Source organism: Ignatzschineria rhizosphaerae, assembly GCF_022655595.1.
GTDB classification, from domain to species: Bacteria; Pseudomonadota; Gammaproteobacteria; order Cardiobacteriales; family Wohlfahrtiimonadaceae; genus Ignatzschineria; species Ignatzschineria rhizosphaerae.
In genome coordinates, this window is the sequence record NZ_CP093379.1 from 2,431,064 (window position 1) to 2,446,343 (window position 15,280).

General features: G+C 41.1%; 15 protein-coding genes and 1 pseudogene. 15 read left to right on the forward strand and 1 reads right to left on the reverse strand.

The genetic code is table 11. The features are described from left to right. Window positions 1–56 precede the first annotated feature (56 nt). From MMG00_RS10955 to rpsQ, 15 genes and pseudogenes are all read left to right on the forward strand, one after another. On the forward strand, window positions 57–923 hold the full coding sequence (locus MMG00_RS10955; RefSeq protein ID WP_242148258.1) for a MetQ/NlpA family ABC transporter substrate-binding protein: 867 nt from the start codon (window positions 57–59) through the stop codon (window positions 921–923). A gap of 74 nt (window positions 924–997) precedes the next feature. After that, on the forward strand, window positions 998–2,044 hold the full coding sequence (locus MMG00_RS10960; protein WP_242148260.1) for an isopenicillin N synthase family dioxygenase: 1,047 nt from the start codon (window positions 998–1,000) through the stop codon (window positions 2,042–2,044). 92 nt (window positions 2,045–2,136) lie between these two features. Beyond that, on the forward strand, window positions 2,137–3,012 hold the full coding sequence (locus MMG00_RS10965; RefSeq protein ID WP_242148262.1) for a MetQ/NlpA family ABC transporter substrate-binding protein: 876 nt from the start codon (window positions 2,137–2,139) through the stop codon (window positions 3,010–3,012). Between the two features lie 198 nt (window positions 3,013–3,210). Further along, window positions 3,211–3,651 (forward strand): homoprotocatechuate degradation operon regulator HpaR, encoded by a 441-nt coding sequence (gene hpaR / locus MMG00_RS10970; protein ID WP_242148265.1) that lies wholly within the window; start codon window positions 3,211–3,213, stop codon window positions 3,649–3,651. 167 nt (window positions 3,652–3,818) lie between these two features. After that, on the forward strand, window positions 3,819–4,472 hold the full coding sequence (locus MMG00_RS10975) for a fumarylacetoacetate hydrolase family protein (protein WP_242148267.1): 654 nt from the start codon (window positions 3,819–3,821) through the stop codon (window positions 4,470–4,472). Then, window positions 4,469–5,236, forward strand: a complete 768-nt coding sequence (locus tag MMG00_RS10980; RefSeq protein WP_242148269.1) for a fumarylacetoacetate hydrolase family protein — start codon at window positions 4,469–4,471, stop codon at window positions 5,234–5,236. The genes MMG00_RS10975 and MMG00_RS10980 overlap by 4 nt, the downstream gene beginning before the upstream one ends. A 70-nt stretch (window positions 5,237–5,306) precedes the next feature. Next, a complete protein-coding gene (gene hpaE, locus MMG00_RS10985) occupies window positions 5,307–6,767 on the forward strand; it encodes a 5-carboxymethyl-2-hydroxymuconate semialdehyde dehydrogenase (RefSeq protein WP_242148271.1) in 1,461 nt (486 codons plus the stop codon). 111 nt (window positions 6,768–6,878) lie between these two features. Then, a complete protein-coding gene (gene hpaD, locus MMG00_RS10990; RefSeq protein ID WP_242148273.1) occupies window positions 6,879–7,727 on the forward strand; it encodes a 3,4-dihydroxyphenylacetate 2,3-dioxygenase in 849 nt (282 codons plus the stop codon). 17 nt (window positions 7,728–7,744) lie between these two features. Continuing rightward, window positions 7,745–8,137 carry a 5-carboxymethyl-2-hydroxymuconate Delta-isomerase gene (locus MMG00_RS10995; protein WP_242148275.1) on the forward strand — a complete coding sequence of 131 codons (393 nt, stop codon included), beginning with the start codon at window positions 7,745–7,747 and terminating at the stop codon, window positions 8,135–8,137. A gap of 29 nt (window positions 8,138–8,166) precedes the next feature. After that, on the forward strand, window positions 8,167–8,970 hold the full coding sequence (hpaH, locus tag MMG00_RS11000) for a 2-oxo-hept-4-ene-1,7-dioate hydratase (protein WP_242148278.1): 804 nt from the start codon (window positions 8,167–8,169) through the stop codon (window positions 8,968–8,970). A 19-nt stretch (window positions 8,971–8,989) separates the two neighbouring features. Continuing rightward, window positions 8,990–9,802, forward strand: coding sequence for a 4-hydroxy-2-oxoheptanedioate aldolase (gene hpaI, locus MMG00_RS11005; protein WP_242153460.1), 813 nt, complete (start codon window positions 8,990–8,992; stop codon window positions 9,800–9,802). A gap of 97 nt (window positions 9,803–9,899) precedes the next feature. Next, window positions 9,900–11,069, forward strand: a complete 1,170-nt coding sequence (locus MMG00_RS11010; protein WP_242148280.1) for a p-hydroxyphenylacetate 3-hydroxylase oxygenase component — start codon at window positions 9,900–9,902, stop codon at window positions 11,067–11,069. 177 nt (window positions 11,070–11,246) lie between these two features. Beyond that, window positions 11,247–12,182: a p-hydroxyphenylacetate 3-hydroxylase reductase component gene (locus MMG00_RS11015; protein ID WP_242148282.1), complete on the forward strand. Its 936-nt coding sequence runs from the start codon at window positions 11,247–11,249 to the stop codon at window positions 12,180–12,182. A gap of 34 nt (window positions 12,183–12,216) precedes the next feature. After that, complete coding sequence (locus MMG00_RS11020) at window positions 12,217–13,437, forward strand: multidrug effflux MFS transporter (protein WP_242148284.1); 1,221 nt, start codon at window positions 12,217–12,219, stop codon at window positions 13,435–13,437. A 35-nt stretch (window positions 13,438–13,472) separates the two neighbouring features. After that, window positions 13,473–13,814: pseudogene (gene rpsQ / locus MMG00_RS14315) on the forward strand (30S ribosomal protein S17). A gap of 30 nt (window positions 13,815–13,844) precedes the next feature. On the opposite strand, the gene MMG00_RS11030 reads toward rpsQ, so the two are convergent. Beyond that, window positions 13,845–15,263, reverse strand: a complete 1,419-nt coding sequence (locus tag MMG00_RS11030) for an MFS transporter (RefSeq protein WP_242148286.1) — start codon at window positions 15,261–15,263, stop codon at window positions 13,845–13,847. Between the last annotated feature and the right edge of the window lie 17 nt (window positions 15,264–15,280).

The following is a 15,280-nucleotide window of genomic DNA, read 5'->3' on the forward strand; positions in this document are numbered from 1 at the left end:
AGGAGAAACAAGCGGCAATAGCCCCAATATTCTCCAACCATCTTAAGGAGAATAATATGACAAAAATAGAACCCTCACTTCCTAAAAGGCTTATTCAACGTATAAAGCAGCCTTTAAAAGTTATTTTCACCCTCTCTGCTTTACTCTTAATTACGGCTTGCTCAGAGGAGTCACAAGCTACAAAAAACCATGAAACGACCTTGCTGAGAATTAGCACGGCTCCTGGCGATTTCCATGATCTTGTTAAAGAATACCTAGCGCCTGAGTTAGCAAAAGAGGGTTATCAAGTAGAGCTACTAGTCATCACTGATACGGTTGTTCCTAATGTTGCTGTAGAAGAAGGCTCACTTGAGATGAATCTTTTTCAACATCGCCCTTACATGGAAGAATTTAATCGCAATCAAAAAGGGAAATTGGTGCCGCTTGTGCAGGTTCCCACTGCGCCTTATGGTATCTATCCTGCTAAAAAGCAGACCATTGCCGCTTTGACTGAGGGAGATTCTGTCGGGATTCCCTCTAATGTCACGAACTTCTCACGAGGCTTATGGATCTTAGAAGGTTTAGGCTGGATCACCATTAAAGAAGATGCCCCCGATCGTTTTCATCTCACTAAACGAGATATCGCTACCAATCCCTACAATCTTGATATTAAAGAGATAGAAGCTGCGCAGATGCTACGAGCATTACCGGATATTGATTACGCGATTATTAATGGTAAATATGCACTCGATGCCGGCATTCACTTTACTGATGCGCTCTATGTGGAACCAAGTCGCCATTTTGTGAACTGGATTGTCATTCATGAGCGAAATAAGGAGAGCCCTTGGGCAAAAAGGGTTATTGAGATCGTAAATTCCGAGGGCTTTAAAACCTATTCTGCCCAAACATTTAAAGGATACGACCTTCCTCTAGCTTGGGACTAATTCTCGATTCATTTTTAAGTGTCTTTTAACCCCAAAATCATTTCTCAATCATTATATCAATAGGACTTATCAACATGACAACCTCCAAAATATCCACGCAAGCTCAAGCCATTGATGCTAATCTTCCCATTCTTGATTTTAGCCTCTATGAAAAGGGGGGCAAAGATCGAGAACAATTTATTAAGGATCTTCTCTATTCTGCTCATGAAATTGGATTTTTCTATATTAAAAATCACGGTGTTTCGCTAGAACTGCTCGAAGAGGCAGAAGCTCTCTCTAAAGCTTTTTTTGCTCAATCCTTAGAAGATAAGTTACAAGTAAGTGCAATAAACTCCCCACATTTTCGGGGTTATACCGCCGTTCATGGCGAGATTACCCGTAAAAAGCCTGATAGCCGAGAGCAATTTGATACGATGCTAGAATATCCGGCGATTCCCCTCGCGGAAATCCCTTTAGAAAAACCTTGGCTAAGAATTTATGGCCCCAACCAATGGCCTGAAAGCTTACCTAGAATTAAAACCGTTTTTGAGCAACTACAAAAAGCGCAAACAGCTCTTGCGATCTCTCTGCTAAAAGCATTCGCTTTAGCGCTTGGACAAAAAGAAGATGCCTTTGCCAATATCTATCAAGATAAGCCCTCTGTTGTCTTACGTGCCATTCATTATCCTGGCATTGAAAATAGTGAACAAGGCGTGGGAGCCCATAAAGATTTTGGGGTTTTAACCTTTGTTAGACAAGGGAAAGTTGCTGGCTTAGAAGTGCTTAAAGATGATGAGTGGGTTTTAGCAACCCCTATTCCCGGCACTTTTGTCGTCAATATTGGCGAGCTTTTAGAAGCGGCGACCAATGGGTTCTTAAAAGCGACATTGCATCGTGTCGTTCCCACAAAAGTGGGCGAAAGTCGTTACTCTATCGCCTATTTCCTAAATTCTGATTTAGATAGTGAAGTCCCGCAGCTCACATTACCAAGTGAGCTCCAAGCTGCAGTTACCGGCATTACCCAAGATCCTGATAACCCTATTTATGCCAATGTTGGTAAAAATCTCCTTAAAGGACGACTTCGCTCTCATCCTGATGTTGCTGAGCGCTTTTATGCGGATATCAATATTGAAACATTATAATCCCTCATTTTTATACCTTTGATGAGCAGGTATAAAAGCTCATCAAACCCTCTCTAACAACATTAATACAGCAAAAGCTGGGGAATATTTCTATGATTCATTCAATTTTAAAACCACTTCAACAAAGGCTTAGCCCCCTGACACTAATCAAACTTGCCATCATCGTTAGTACGACTGCTATTTTTATGGCATGTAGTGATCCTGAGCAAACCGCAAAATCCTCAACAAATCCCCCTAAAAAGACGCTCCATATCTCTACCTCTACGGGTGATTTTGAAGATTTTGTCCGAGAATATATCGGTCCTGAATTAGAAAAAGCAGGCTACAACGTGACCTTAACAACCGCATCAGATACAAAACTGCAAAATATTAGCGTCGCTGAAGGCTCAGTGGATCTTAATATTGTGCAGCATAAACCTTATCTTGATGAGTTTAATGAAACCCATAAAACGGATCTGATTCCTCTTGTGCAAGTACCTACTGCGCCTTATGGAATCTATGGTGGCAAACATCAAACGCTGGATAATATCCCACAAGGCGTGACGATTGGCATCCCTTCTAACGTTACCAATTTTGCAAGAGGATTATGGATTTTAGAGCAAATTGGCTGGATCAAACTCAAAGAAACTATCCCTAATCGCTTTAGAGCATTAGCAAGTGATATTGCCGAGAACCCTTATAATATTCAGATTGTTGAGATCGCAGGTCCTCAGATGATCCGCGCGAAACAAGATCTTGATTTTGCTATTATTAATGGTAACTATGTCGTCGATTCAGATATGAGTTTAAGTGATGCCTTGCATATTGAATCTAGTAAGCATTTTGTCAATTGGGTTGTTGTCAATGAACCTAATAAAAATGCACCGTGGGCCAAAAAGGTCACGGAGATTATCAATTCTGACGGATTTAAAACCTATATCGAAAAGAATTTCCCCCATTACGATCTTCCCATTGCTTGGGCTAAATAATGGCTAAATCCTGATAATCGCAAGCTTTGTATCTTAATAACACATCAATCACTTCTTTCTTTGTATGAAATTTACTACGAAAGAAGTGATTTTCTAATAAGAAGACTTTAAAATGAGCTTCTTTATTAAAATTAGCAAGGTGTTAGGGTTTTAAGGGTTCGATGGATGACGATTTAAAATTTCTATAATAAAAACAGTATGACAACGCAAAAAAATATCCCCTTACTTCTCATGCGTGTACGCGAACTCATGATGCGTAATTTCAGACCGATTCTAAACGAATGGAATCTTACAGAACAACAATGGCGTATTTTACGCGCACTATATGAGACTAAAACCCTAGAGCCACGAGAGCTGTGTGAGATCTGCTGCATCTTAAGTCCTAGCATGGCAGGGATTTTAAAGCGGATGGAAGAGTTAGAGCTCATTATTAAAGTTCCCTCAAAAACGGATAAACGCCGTGTTTTAGTAGAATTATCCCCAGGCGTTGATGTGATGGTGAGAAAAATCTTAGAGGCAAATATGAAAGCTTATGATGCCTTTGCCGCCCAGATAGGGGAAAATTTACTTTCAAATATTGAAGAAAACTTAGTACAAGTCCTCGAAAAAAATGCCGAACTTGAAAAATCAGCGGGTTAAATCAAGTTTTTTCTGAAAAATAGGGTAAATCTTTCATTTCCTTCTTTTAAAAGTTGACAACCTCCTTGTATTTATATATCACTAATATATTAGCAATAGAAAACTGCTTAAAAATAATAGCGATAAAAATAGCAATAAATTGATATTAAAATAAAGAGAGGATAGGTATGTTTCAATTTGAAATTAAAGACAAAAATGTCTTTGGTGTCGCACTGAACTATCAGTCATTATTAAAAGAGAATAATACCGCTTTTAATGAAAAACCCTATGTTGCGCCCCCCAAAAGACCCGTCTTATTTATAAAGCCGCCCAATACATATAATGCATCGCATAAAATTACGATTACCGATGATACCGTTCAATTAGGCGCTAATATTGCGCTTATCATGGGGAAAGATGCAACGCGCCTTTCAAAAAATGAGGCGCTTAACTATGTTAAAGGCATCACCATTGCCAATGATTACTCAGCACCTTCAGAGAGCTATTATCGCCCTGCGGTTGTTGCAAAGTGTAAAGATGGTTACTTCTCCATTCATAAAAATGCGCTCCCTATTACGCAAATAAAAGACCTTAATGATCTTAATCTCTCCCTTGAGATTAACGGGAAAGAGGTTCAAAGCGATAATAGCCGCAATTGGGTTCGAGATATTCCTGAACTTTTAGAGACTATTACAGAATTTATGACCCTACGAGAAGGCGATATTTTACTTCTTGGCACACCTTCTGGTTTTCATTTTGCCAAAACAGGCGATAAGGTCACTGTTAAATTAGATAATCTTCTCTCATTAGAAGATGAAATCATCGGAGGGAATGCATCATGAAGCGCGCTATCGTCGAGTATCAAAACAAACAATATCACGTGACAGTCAATGATGATATGTCCGTAAACTTCCCTAATGGTGAGGTAAAATCAGAAACGGAAGTCACATGGCTCCCACCTGCAAATGGCATAATGATTGCGCTAGGCTTAAACTACGCAGATCATGCAACAGAGCTTGCATTTGAGCCACCTAAAGAACCTTTAATTTTTATTAAAACTGCCGGCACTTATGTCGGTCATAATGGCCATAGCTGGCGCCCTGATCATGTGGATTATATGCATTATGAGTGTGAGCTTGCCGTTGTCATTGGCAAAACTGCCACAAAGGTAAGTAAAGAAGATGCTTGGGATTATGTTGAAGGGTTTACGCTCTGTAATGATTATGCGATTCGTGATTATTTAGAGAACTATTATCGCCCAAATCTTCGTGTTAAAAACCGTGATGGCATGACGCCTGTAGGACCTTACATTCTTTCTAAAGAAGCGATTAAAGATCCGATGAATCTAGGGTTAAAAACTTGGGTAAATGGCGAACTTCGTCAATCAGGTAATACCAAAGATATGATCTTTGATGTGCCCTTTTTAATTGAGTATCTCAGTCAATTTATGACTTTAAACCCCGGCGATATGATTGCCACAGGTTGCCCTAAAGGCACATCAGATGTCAAAGCCGGAGATACCGTTATTATTGAAGTTGAAGGCGTTGGCAAGCTCGTCAATCATGTCTTAACTGAAGAAGAATATTACAAAACACGCGGGCTTTAAGCTTTGTGCATCAAATAATAACTCATAAATATGCATTAACATTAAAACAGATCAAAAGAGGATATTGACCATGATTAAACATTGGATTGATGGTAAAGAAGTTACAAGCGAAGAAACCTTCGATAATATCAACCCCGCGACGATGGAAAAAATCGGTGAAGTTGCTAGCGGTGGAAAAAAAGAGATTGATATGGCAGTGGCTGCTGCGAAAAAAGCCTTCCCTAAATGGTCGAAAACCCCCGCGAAAGAACGCGCTAAAATTATGCGCCGATTAGGGGAGCTAATCGATCAAAATGTTGAAAAGATCGCGCAGCTTGAAACGCTTGATACCGGTCTTCCGATTCATCAAACACAAAATGTTCTGATTCCTCGCGCTTCACATAACTTTGATTTCTTTGCCGAAGTTTGTACCCGCGTTAATGGTCATACTTATCCTGTTGATGATCAGATGCTTAACTATACCCTTTATCAACCCGTTGGCGTTTGCGCCTTGGTCTCACCGTGGAACGTCCCATTCATGACTGCTACTTGGAAAACAGCGCCCTGCCTAGCACTTGGGAATACTGCTGTTTTAAAAATGTCCGAGTTATCTCCATTAACGGCAAATGAATTGGGACGTTTAGCGCTTGAGGCTGGTGTTCCTGAAGGGGTATTAAACGTAGTACAAGGCTATGGCCGCACAGCAGGCTCTGCCCTTGTGGAGCATCCTGATGTTAGAGCCGTCTCTTTTACCGGCGGCACAACCACCGGACGCGCGATTATGTCTAATGCCGGCATTAAAAAATACTCCATGGAACTAGGCGGAAAATCCCCTGTTCTGATCTTTGATGATGCCGATTGGCAACGCGCCCTAGATGCTGCGCTCTTTACCATCTTCTCATTAAATGGGGAGCGCTGTACTGCCGGCTCTCGAATCTTTATTCAAGAGAGTATTTATGATGAGTTTGTAGCGCAATTTGCAGAGCGGGCAAAACGCATTAAAGTAGGAGATCCTCAAAGCTTTGATACGCAAGTGGGCGCAATGATCACTTTGGATCATTACAACAAAGTGACAGGTTATATTAAAATTGGGATGGAAGAGGGCGCAACACTCTTAGCAGGCGGTCTTGAGAGACCTGCCAACCTTCCAGATCATCTAAAAAATGGTAACTTTATTCAACCGACCGTTTTTGCTGATGTTGATAACAATATGCGTATTGCACAAGAAGAGATTTTTGGCCCTGTCGTTTGCCTTATGAAATTTAAAGATGAAGCAGAAGCCGTTCGCTTAGCCAATGATGTGGAATATGGGCTTGCCTCTTATCTTTGGACTTCAGATCTTACCAGAGCACACCGAGTTGCCGCACAAATTGAAGCGGGAATGGTCTTTATCAACTCCCAAAACGTACGAGATTTACGCCAACCATTTGGCGGCGTGAAGCAATCTGGAACAGGTCGTGAAGGTGGGGATTATAGCTTAGAAGTCTTTAGCGAAGTGAAGAATGTCTGTATTTCTCTTGGCGATCATCATATCCCTAAATGGGGCATGTAATTCGACATATCATTCTGATAACAATAATAAAAAGTATAAAATAGCGGCGCTAATCTTTCTAGTTTTATCAAAAAAAGAGCGCCCTTAAAAAACCATTTAAAGGAGTTTATTATGGGTAAAATTGCATTAGCAGCAAAAGTAACACACGTCCCATCGATGTATCTATCAGAAATGCCGGGCAAAAATTATGGTTGCCGGCAATCTGCAATTGATGGACATAAAGAGATTAGTCGTCGTTGCCGAGAGCTTGGCGTTGATACCATCATCGTTTTCGATACGCATTGGCTCGTCAATAGCGGTTATCACATCAATTGTAACGCCGTATATGAAGGCATTTATACCAGTAATGAGCTGCCTCACTTTATTAAAGATATGACCTATAGCTATGAAGGAAACCCAGCACTCGGTCATCTTATTGCCGAAAAAGCTCGTGAAAAAGGGGTTCGTGCAATGTCTCATGAAATCCCAAGTTTAGAGATGGAATATGGCACGCTCGTTCCGATGCGCTATATGAATGATGATAATCATTTTAAAGTCCTCTCAATCTCTGCATTTTGTACTTCCCATGAACTTGAAAACAGCCGAAAACTAGGAGAAGCACTAGTTGAAGCGATTAAAGAATATGATGGCACGGTTGCTGTCCTTGCTAGTGGCTCGCTCTCTCACAGATTTATCTGGGATGTTAAAGCTGAAGAGGGTATGGATAGTTACACCCGTGAGTTTGACCGCCAAGTAGATCTTCGCGTTGTTGATATGTGGACGCAAGGTCTATGGGCAGATTTTGTCAAAATGCTCCCTGAATACGCCGAGTATTGCTTTGGCGAAGGGATGATGCACGACACGGCAATGCTCCTAGGCGTGATGGGCTGGGATCAATATCAAGGAAAAGCAGAGATTATCACCGAACTCTTTGCAAGCTCCGGCACAGGACAAATTAATGCCATTCTTCCTTTTGACTAAAAAATAAGGATCAAAATATGCCACATTTTATCGTTGAATACTCTGCTAATTTAGAAGATGACATCAATTTTAATCAGCTCTTTGAAAGCGTCCACGAGACTCTCGGTAAAAGTGGTGTATTCCCTCTAGGGGGGATACGTAGCCGCGCGATTCGTATGGATCATTACCGAGTTGCCGATGGTAAACATGATTATGCCTTTGTTCATATCTTATTAAAAGTAGGATCTGGTAGACCCCTTGATGTTCGAAAAGCAGAAGCTGATAAGCTCTTTACTGTCATCGAAAACTTCTTTGAGCCATTACATGCAAAAAGGCTCTTAGCGATTACCTTTGAGATGCAAGAAATTGATCCTGTTCTTACTTACAAAAAAAATAATATCCACGCATTTTTAGCCCAAAATAAGGCTTAAATGCCGGCTTTGCAGAAAAGGAATTTTATATGTTATCTCCTGAAATCATTCATCAATTAGCCGTTAAGCTCAATCAAGCAGAAAAAAGTGGTCAACAACTGCGACAGTTTTCTCTTGAATACCCAAAGATGACCATTGATGATGCCTATGCGGTACAAAAAGCGTGGGTTGCGCTTAAAATAGCGGAAGGCCGAGAACTTGTGGGTCATAAAATTGGTCTTACTTCACGCGCCATGCAGATCTCTTCTAATATTGAAGAGCCTGATTATGGGGCACTTCTTGACGATATGTTTTTTGAAGAAGGCAGCACTATTACAACTGATCGCTTTATTGTGCCAAGAGTGGAAGTTGAGCTCGCCTTTATTCTAGGAAAGCCACTATCAGGTCCTAACTGCACTATTTTTGATGTCCTTGATGCGACAAAGTGGGTTATTCCGGCACTTGAAATCATTGATGCGAGATTGCACCATGTTGATCCTGAGACAAAAGTTACGCGTAAAGTCTTCGATACCATCTCTGATAACGCCGCAAATGCCGGCGTAATTTTAGGGGGAAGAGCGATTAAACCCTTAGATTTAGATATTCGTAAAATTAGCGGCGTACTCTATCGTAATGGGGTGATTGAAGAGAGCGGCGTAGCGGCAGCTGTGTTAAACCATCCTGCCAAAGGGGTTGCTTGGCTTGCTAATAAACTTGCGCCTCACGGTGTGCAACTAGAAGCGGGACAAGTCATTTTAGGTGGCTCTTTCACAAGACCCGTGGCGGCTCGTAAAGGCGATACGTTCCATGTCGATTATGGTGAACTAGGTGCTGTCACCTGTTACTTTGGCTAACCTTAAAGGAATTTAGATGATGAAACTCCCAAAAAACAGATTTAAAGAAGCTTTACAAAAAGGGGACACACAAATTGGTTTATGGGCAGGACTTGCAAGCCCTTATAGCACTGAGATTCTTGCATCTATCGGTTATGATTGGCTCTTATTAGATGGAGAGCATGCTCCTAATGATCTTTCATCTCTTTTAAGTCAATTACAAGCCATTGCCCCCTATCAAGCACAAGGAATCTCTCATCCGATCATTCGCCCGCCTGTTGGCAGACCTGAAATTATTAAACAACTTTTAGATCTTGGCGCTCAAACCTTACTCATTCCAATGGTTGAGACAAAAGAGCATGCAAAAGAGTTAGTGCAATCAATGTGGTATCCGCCCAAAGGAATTCGAGGCGTGGGGAGCGCTCTCGCAAGAGCTTCAAAATGGAATCAAATCGAGGAATATCTTCATCATGCAGATAACGAGATGTGCCTTTTACTACAAGTTGAGAATCTTACCGGCCTTAAAAATTTAGAAGAGATCGTGGCATTAGATGGCGTTGATGGAATATTTATTGGTCCTGCGGACTTAAGTGCTTCGATGGGGCATCGCGGAAATCCTACCCACCCAGAAGTACAAGAAGCCATTATTAATACGCTTAAAACCATTAAGTCTCATGGCAAAGCTGCTGGTATCTTATATGCTAATGAAGAAGGTGCTAAAAAATTCATTGAGATGGGTTTTGATTTTGTCGCCATCGGCGTTGATACTTCTTTGTTAGTCAATGCGAGTAAAACCCTACTAGCCCAATTTAAAACCATAGATAACACTAGGGATAAAAATTCCGTCTATTAATTACGGTAAAAAAAAGAATCATAGAAATTCTTAACAAATAAATTGTATATCACCCAAAGAAAACAGATCACACAATATATGAGGAAGGAGACTGAAAATGTCAGAATCAAATTTTTTATTAGAACGTATCAAAACAATTCTCCCAGAGATTGCCAAAAATGCCCATCAAGCAGAACTCGATAGAAAAGCCCCTAAAGAGAGTATCGAATTACTCAATAAGATTCAGCTCAATCGTGCTTTTCTTCCAAAAGCTTATGGAGGATTTGAAATCTCTCTTCCTGAATTTGCAGAATGTGTGGTAGAACTTTCCAAAGCTTGCGCAGGAACGGCTTGGGCTTACAGCTTACTCTGCACTCATAATCATCAGCTAGCGATGTTTCCAAAACAGCTCCAAGATGAAGTGTGGGGACAAAATCCAGATAGCGTAGCAAGTAGCTCAATCGCCCCTTTTAGTACGATTGAAGAGGTCGAAGGCGGCATTCGTTTAAGTGGCGAGATGGGCTGGAGTAGTGGTTGTGATTATGCAGATTGGGCCATAGTTGGCTGCAATCGCTTTGATAAAGATGGCAATAAGATCTACTCATTTGCAGTTATCCCAAGAAGTGATTATGAAATTGTGGATAACTGGTTTGTCATGGGGATGAAAGGCAGTGGTTCTAAAACCTTAAAAATTGATAATGTCTTTATCCCTGAATATCGTATTCAAGCAGCGCAAGATATGATGACAGGAAAGTCAGCAGGATTTGGGCTCTATCCAGAGAGTAAAATCTTCTATACACCTTATCGTCCTTACTTTGCTTGTGGTTTCTCTGCGATTAGTTTAGGCGTTGCAGAAAGAATGTTAGAGGCTTTTAAAGAGCGCACAAAAAATCGAGTCAGAGCTTATACGGGCGCCAAAGTGGGAGCGGCAACGCCGGCATTAATGAGACTTGCTGAATCAACCCATCAAGTTTTAGCCGCAAGAGCGCTCTTAGAAAGAACTTGGGAAGATCATCGTATTCACGGCATTAACAAACAATACCCAACCGCTGAAACCTTAGCTTTTTGGCGCACTAACCAAGCTTATGCGGTAAAAATGTGTATTGAGGCTGTTGATCGCTTATTTAGTGCCGCCGGTGGTAGCGCATGGTTTGATGGAAATGAATTACAAAGACTCTTTAGAGATTCCCACATGACAGGAGCACATGCCTATACAGATTATGATGTATGTGCGCAAATTTTAGGTAGAGAACTGATGGGCTTAGAACCAGATCCCTCCATGGTATAAAACCATTAAGTGCGCTTTTAAGAGGTAATCATCATTAACATTCTCCTTTCCCTCTTTTGTCCTTTAAAAAGGAGAAGATTTATCTTTTTAAAGCGCACTCTTTGCCCATGAGGCTATCTTCTATTTCCTATTACAGACTCTTAGATCTACTTCTCATGCAAGTAAGGAGAAATCGTCATGCCCCAAATTGACCCCAAAGCCTTTCGCCGCGCCTTAGGTAACTTTGCGACCGGCGTTACTGTTATCACCGCTCAAGATGACAAAGGAAATCGTGTAGGCGTTACTGCTAATAGCTTTAACTCAGTCTCACTCGACCCTGCCCTTATTTTATGGAGCATTGATAAACGCTCTCGTAGTCAAGATGTCTTTTTAGAAGCATCTCACTTTACGGTTAATATCCTCTCTGTCGATCAAATTAATGTATCTAATAACTTTGCAAGACCTGTTGAAGATAAATTTGCAGAAATGCGTTTTACAGAAGGCGCTGGTGGCTCTGCCATTCTTGAGCAGTGCGCTGCGCACTTTGAATGTGAACTCTACCAAACCATTGATGCTGGCGATCATATTATCTTAATCGGTAAAGTTATCGCTTTTAGTGACAATGGCAAAGCGCCACTTTTATATCATCAAGGGGCTTACTCCGCAGTTTTACCCCATCCTAGCCTTAAAGTTTCAGAAAATGTGGCGGAATATCGTGCGCAAAAATCTAGAGCCGATCTTTATGACAATATGCACTACCTACTCACACAAGCTGTGCGAGCCTATCAAAATGAGTACTATCCAAAACAATTAGCGGTGGGACTTAGCGTTAGTGAAGCGCGTTTAGTAATGGTACTTTATGGCGAACATGGTTCAACAAAAGAAGAGATGCTAAAAGAGGTGGGAATGCCGATGCGAGAGATCAACGTCGCCGTTGATGCGCTTAAAGCAAAAAACTTACTAGAATGCCACGATAAGCTGCTCAATCTTACAAAAAAAGGCCACGAAACGGCTGCAGGATTATGTGACATTGCCGTTTCACACCAAAGTGCGGTATTTGATCACTATTCTGAAAATGAAATTAATACTTTTAAGAAGATTTTAAGAGAGCTTATTGCAAGGGATACCCCTTAAAAGATGCTTCCTACTTCATATTCAAGGAGCTTTCATGAATCACGATCAACCGCGCCCTATATCAAGTAGCAAATGTCTTATCATGATCTTAGCGGGCCTTGTTGCATTTGGCCCGCTTTCTATTGATATGTATCTTCCAAGTCTTACTGCTATTACTCAAGATCTAGGGGCTAATATTCGGGAAGTAAAACAGACCATTACCTTCTTCCTTTTTGGCTTTAGCTTAGGAATGTTTTTTTACGGCCCCCTTTCTGATCATTATGGCCGACGGATCTTATTATTAATTGGAATTACGATCTACCTTATTGCAACATTTGGCATTATCTTTAGCCAAAGTGGCCAAGCGCTCTTTAGTTGGAGATTACTTCAAGCGCTAGGTGGGGCTAGCGCCTCTGTTATTGCTAGAGCCATAGTGCGGGATCTCTTTGCCCTTCATGATTCGGCAAAAATATTATCCATTATGCATATGATTACGATGATCGCAACGCTCATCTCCCCTATTTTAGGTAGCTATTTAACGCTCTATTTTGGCTGGCGATCTATCTTTATCTTTCTCCTACTCTTTGCCGGAGTAGCGCTTCTTGCTTGTCTTTTTATCTTAAAAGAATCTCTCCCCCAAAAATCTCGCAGTACTTCTGTCACTATCGCCTTAAGATCTTACGTTCATATTATGAAAAATAAACAAGCGATGGGCTATATCGGCAGTATGAGTATGACTTTTGCGGGGATGTTTGCCTATATCACCGCCTCGCCCTTTGTCTATATGGAACACTTTGGTGTAAGTGCCGAGGCTTATGCTTACCTTTTTGGGCTCAATATCTTTGCGATCATGATTGTTGTTATTTTTAACGCTAAATTTGTTAAAACAATTGGCCCTCAAAAAATGATTATAATGGGGACATCTCTAGCCCTGTTTTCTGCCACTATCATGGTGTTTCTTAATCAGCTCGCAGGGGGAATATCTTTTATTCCCTTAGTAATTGGTCTTTTTATCTTTATTGGCATGACCGGCCAACTCAGTGCTAACTGCATTGCCATGGCAATGTCCCTTTTCCCAAGAGAGAAAGCAGGGGCTGCTGCAGGATTAGCCGTCTCCCTACAATTTGGATTGGGAGGATTACTCAGCCTTTTTGTTAGCCAAACCATATATGTCACCCCCGATGCCATGCTTCGCTATATCTTGATTGCCGCGATTCTTGCCTTTTTAAGTATGCTACTCACGTTAAAAAGCGCCTCTAAAAATCAATCTAACTAAGAACGCTTTCACCCTTAGCCCATTAATCTCGTACTGTGATTGGTACTGTAGTTTCAAACAAAGGTAATAAAACCATTACTGTATACGTAGAAAGATTAGTAAAGCATGCGAAGTATCAAAAATAGATCAAGCGTTCAACTAAGTTCTATGCGCATGATGAAGCGAATACATATAACATCGGTGATATCGTTGAGATAAAACAAGTACGTCCTATTTCTAAGAAAAAAATATCCTCTACAAATTCTCTAAAACATCGCCTCTATCTCACAAAGATAGAGAGTAAAATGGATCTTGTCATCATCTCTTTAGGCAGCACGGATAAAAAAAAGCCTATATCTTTGGATATAGGCAATCACTTTCAAAGGAGTATTTGTTAATATTTTTATCTATAAGGTAAAATTTTATCTTTAAGCCAGCTCACTCACAGACACTTGGACGGGATCTTGGTCTTGATATTTACTTTTAATACCATAAATCGGGGAGATATTTTGCTCAGCCTCATGATCTGGGCCTAAAGGAATTCCTGTTCGATCTCGTAATAGCAGTGTGGCGGTTAATCCTAAGCCCGTCATGATTGCTAAATAGATAGCAACGGATTCTGTAGATCCTGTTGAGGCAATGAGCCACGCTGCGATCATAGGCGCAAAAGCACCCCCAATAATCGCGCCTATCGCATAAGAGATAGAAACGCCGGAGAATCTTACTGATGCGGGGAAAAGCTCCGCATAAAAGGCAGATTGTGCGCCGTAAGTTAAACCTATTCCCACAGATAAAATCATCAAAGCGGCTAATACACTGGACCATGTTCCCATATTCACAAGCGGAAATAGTGCAAAAACGCCAATAAATTGAATCGCCCATCCGATCAGGTAGATCTTTTTACGCCCAATCTTGTCGGAGATATATCCTGCAAACCAAGTAAAGATCATCCAGGTAAAGGCGGAAATTGTGACGGCTACTAAAATAGGGGTTCGCTCCATCTTCAAAAGCCCATTAGGATCTGTTGTATAGTTTTGAATAAATCCCCCCGTCGTCATATACCCAAGCGCACTATTACCAGCAAAAACAATAGCCGCTAATAAAACTAATAAGGTATGATTTTTAAATAGTTGCACAACAGGTGCTTTAGTCCCTAATTTTCGCGCTTTAATCTCTTCAAAAATCGGGCTTTCATCCACAGATCTTCGGATCCAATGGCCTAAAAATAGAAGTGCAATGCTCAATAAGAAAGGCACGCGCCATCCCCACTCAACAAAAGCATCTCCAGGTGAGATCACGCCGCTCATAAGCGCAAATACCGCAGAAGCTAATAAAAGCCCTAAAGGGACACCCACTTGGGGAAACGCCCCAAATAAGCCTCTTTTTTCAGTCGGCGCATGTTCTACTGCCATTAATACAGCCCCGCCCCACTCTCCTCCTGCGGAGATTCCTTGAATAATTCTTAAAGAAATTAATAATATTGGCGCCAAAATACCAATAGAGTCATAAGTGGGTAATAGACCAATTAATGCGGTCGCAAGTCCCATTGCAACGAGCGTCACCACAAGCATCGCTCTTCGACCAATTCTATCGCCAAAGTGACCTGCTAAAAAAGCCCCTAACGGCCGAAACAAAAAGCTAATCCCCACAGAGGCAAATGCCAAAATTGTGGCAAATGTTGGGCCTGCCGGCGCAAAAAACAGTTTATTAAAAATTAATCCTGCCGCACTGGCATAAATAAAAAAATCATACCACTCAATAGTTGTTCCAATAATTGTGGCATAAGCTACACGCCGAGTACGGCGCTTTTCAATCTGATGAGCAGATAGATGACGCGACTGTCCCATTTTATCCTCCTGAATAA

Coding starts and splice junctions, on each gene's coding strand:
- MMG00_RS10955 (WP_242148258.1), top strand. CDS start 57: ATGACAAAAATAGAACCCTCACTTCCTAAAAGGCTTATTCAACGTATA.
- MMG00_RS10960 (WP_242148260.1), top strand. CDS start 998: ATGACAACCTCCAAAATATCCACGCAAGCTCAAGCCATTGATGCTAAT.
- MMG00_RS10965 (WP_242148262.1), top strand. CDS start 2,137: ATGATTCATTCAATTTTAAAACCACTTCAACAAAGGCTTAGCCCCCTG.
- hpaR (WP_242148265.1), top strand. CDS start 3,211: ATGACAACGCAAAAAAATATCCCCTTACTTCTCATGCGTGTACGCGAA.
- MMG00_RS10975 (WP_242148267.1), top strand. CDS start 3,819: ATGTTTCAATTTGAAATTAAAGACAAAAATGTCTTTGGTGTCGCACTG.
- MMG00_RS10980 (WP_242148269.1), top strand. CDS start 4,469: ATGAAGCGCGCTATCGTCGAGTATCAAAACAAACAATATCACGTGACA.
- hpaE (WP_242148271.1), top strand. CDS start 5,307: ATGATTAAACATTGGATTGATGGTAAAGAAGTTACAAGCGAAGAAACC.
- hpaD (WP_242148273.1), top strand. CDS start 6,879: ATGGGTAAAATTGCATTAGCAGCAAAAGTAACACACGTCCCATCGATG.
- MMG00_RS10995 (WP_242148275.1), top strand. CDS start 7,745: ATGCCACATTTTATCGTTGAATACTCTGCTAATTTAGAAGATGACATC.
- hpaH (WP_242148278.1), top strand. CDS start 8,167: ATGTTATCTCCTGAAATCATTCATCAATTAGCCGTTAAGCTCAATCAA.
- hpaI (WP_242153460.1), top strand. CDS start 8,990: ATGAAACTCCCAAAAAACAGATTTAAAGAAGCTTTACAAAAAGGGGAC.
- MMG00_RS11010 (WP_242148280.1), top strand. CDS start 9,900: ATGTCAGAATCAAATTTTTTATTAGAACGTATCAAAACAATTCTCCCA.
- MMG00_RS11015 (WP_242148282.1), top strand. CDS start 11,247: ATGCCCCAAATTGACCCCAAAGCCTTTCGCCGCGCCTTAGGTAACTTT.
- MMG00_RS11020 (WP_242148284.1), top strand. CDS start 12,217: ATGAATCACGATCAACCGCGCCCTATATCAAGTAGCAAATGTCTTATC.
- MMG00_RS11030 (WP_242148286.1), bottom strand. CDS start 15,263: ATGGGACAGTCGCGTCATCTATCTGCTCATCAGATTGAAAAGCGCCGT.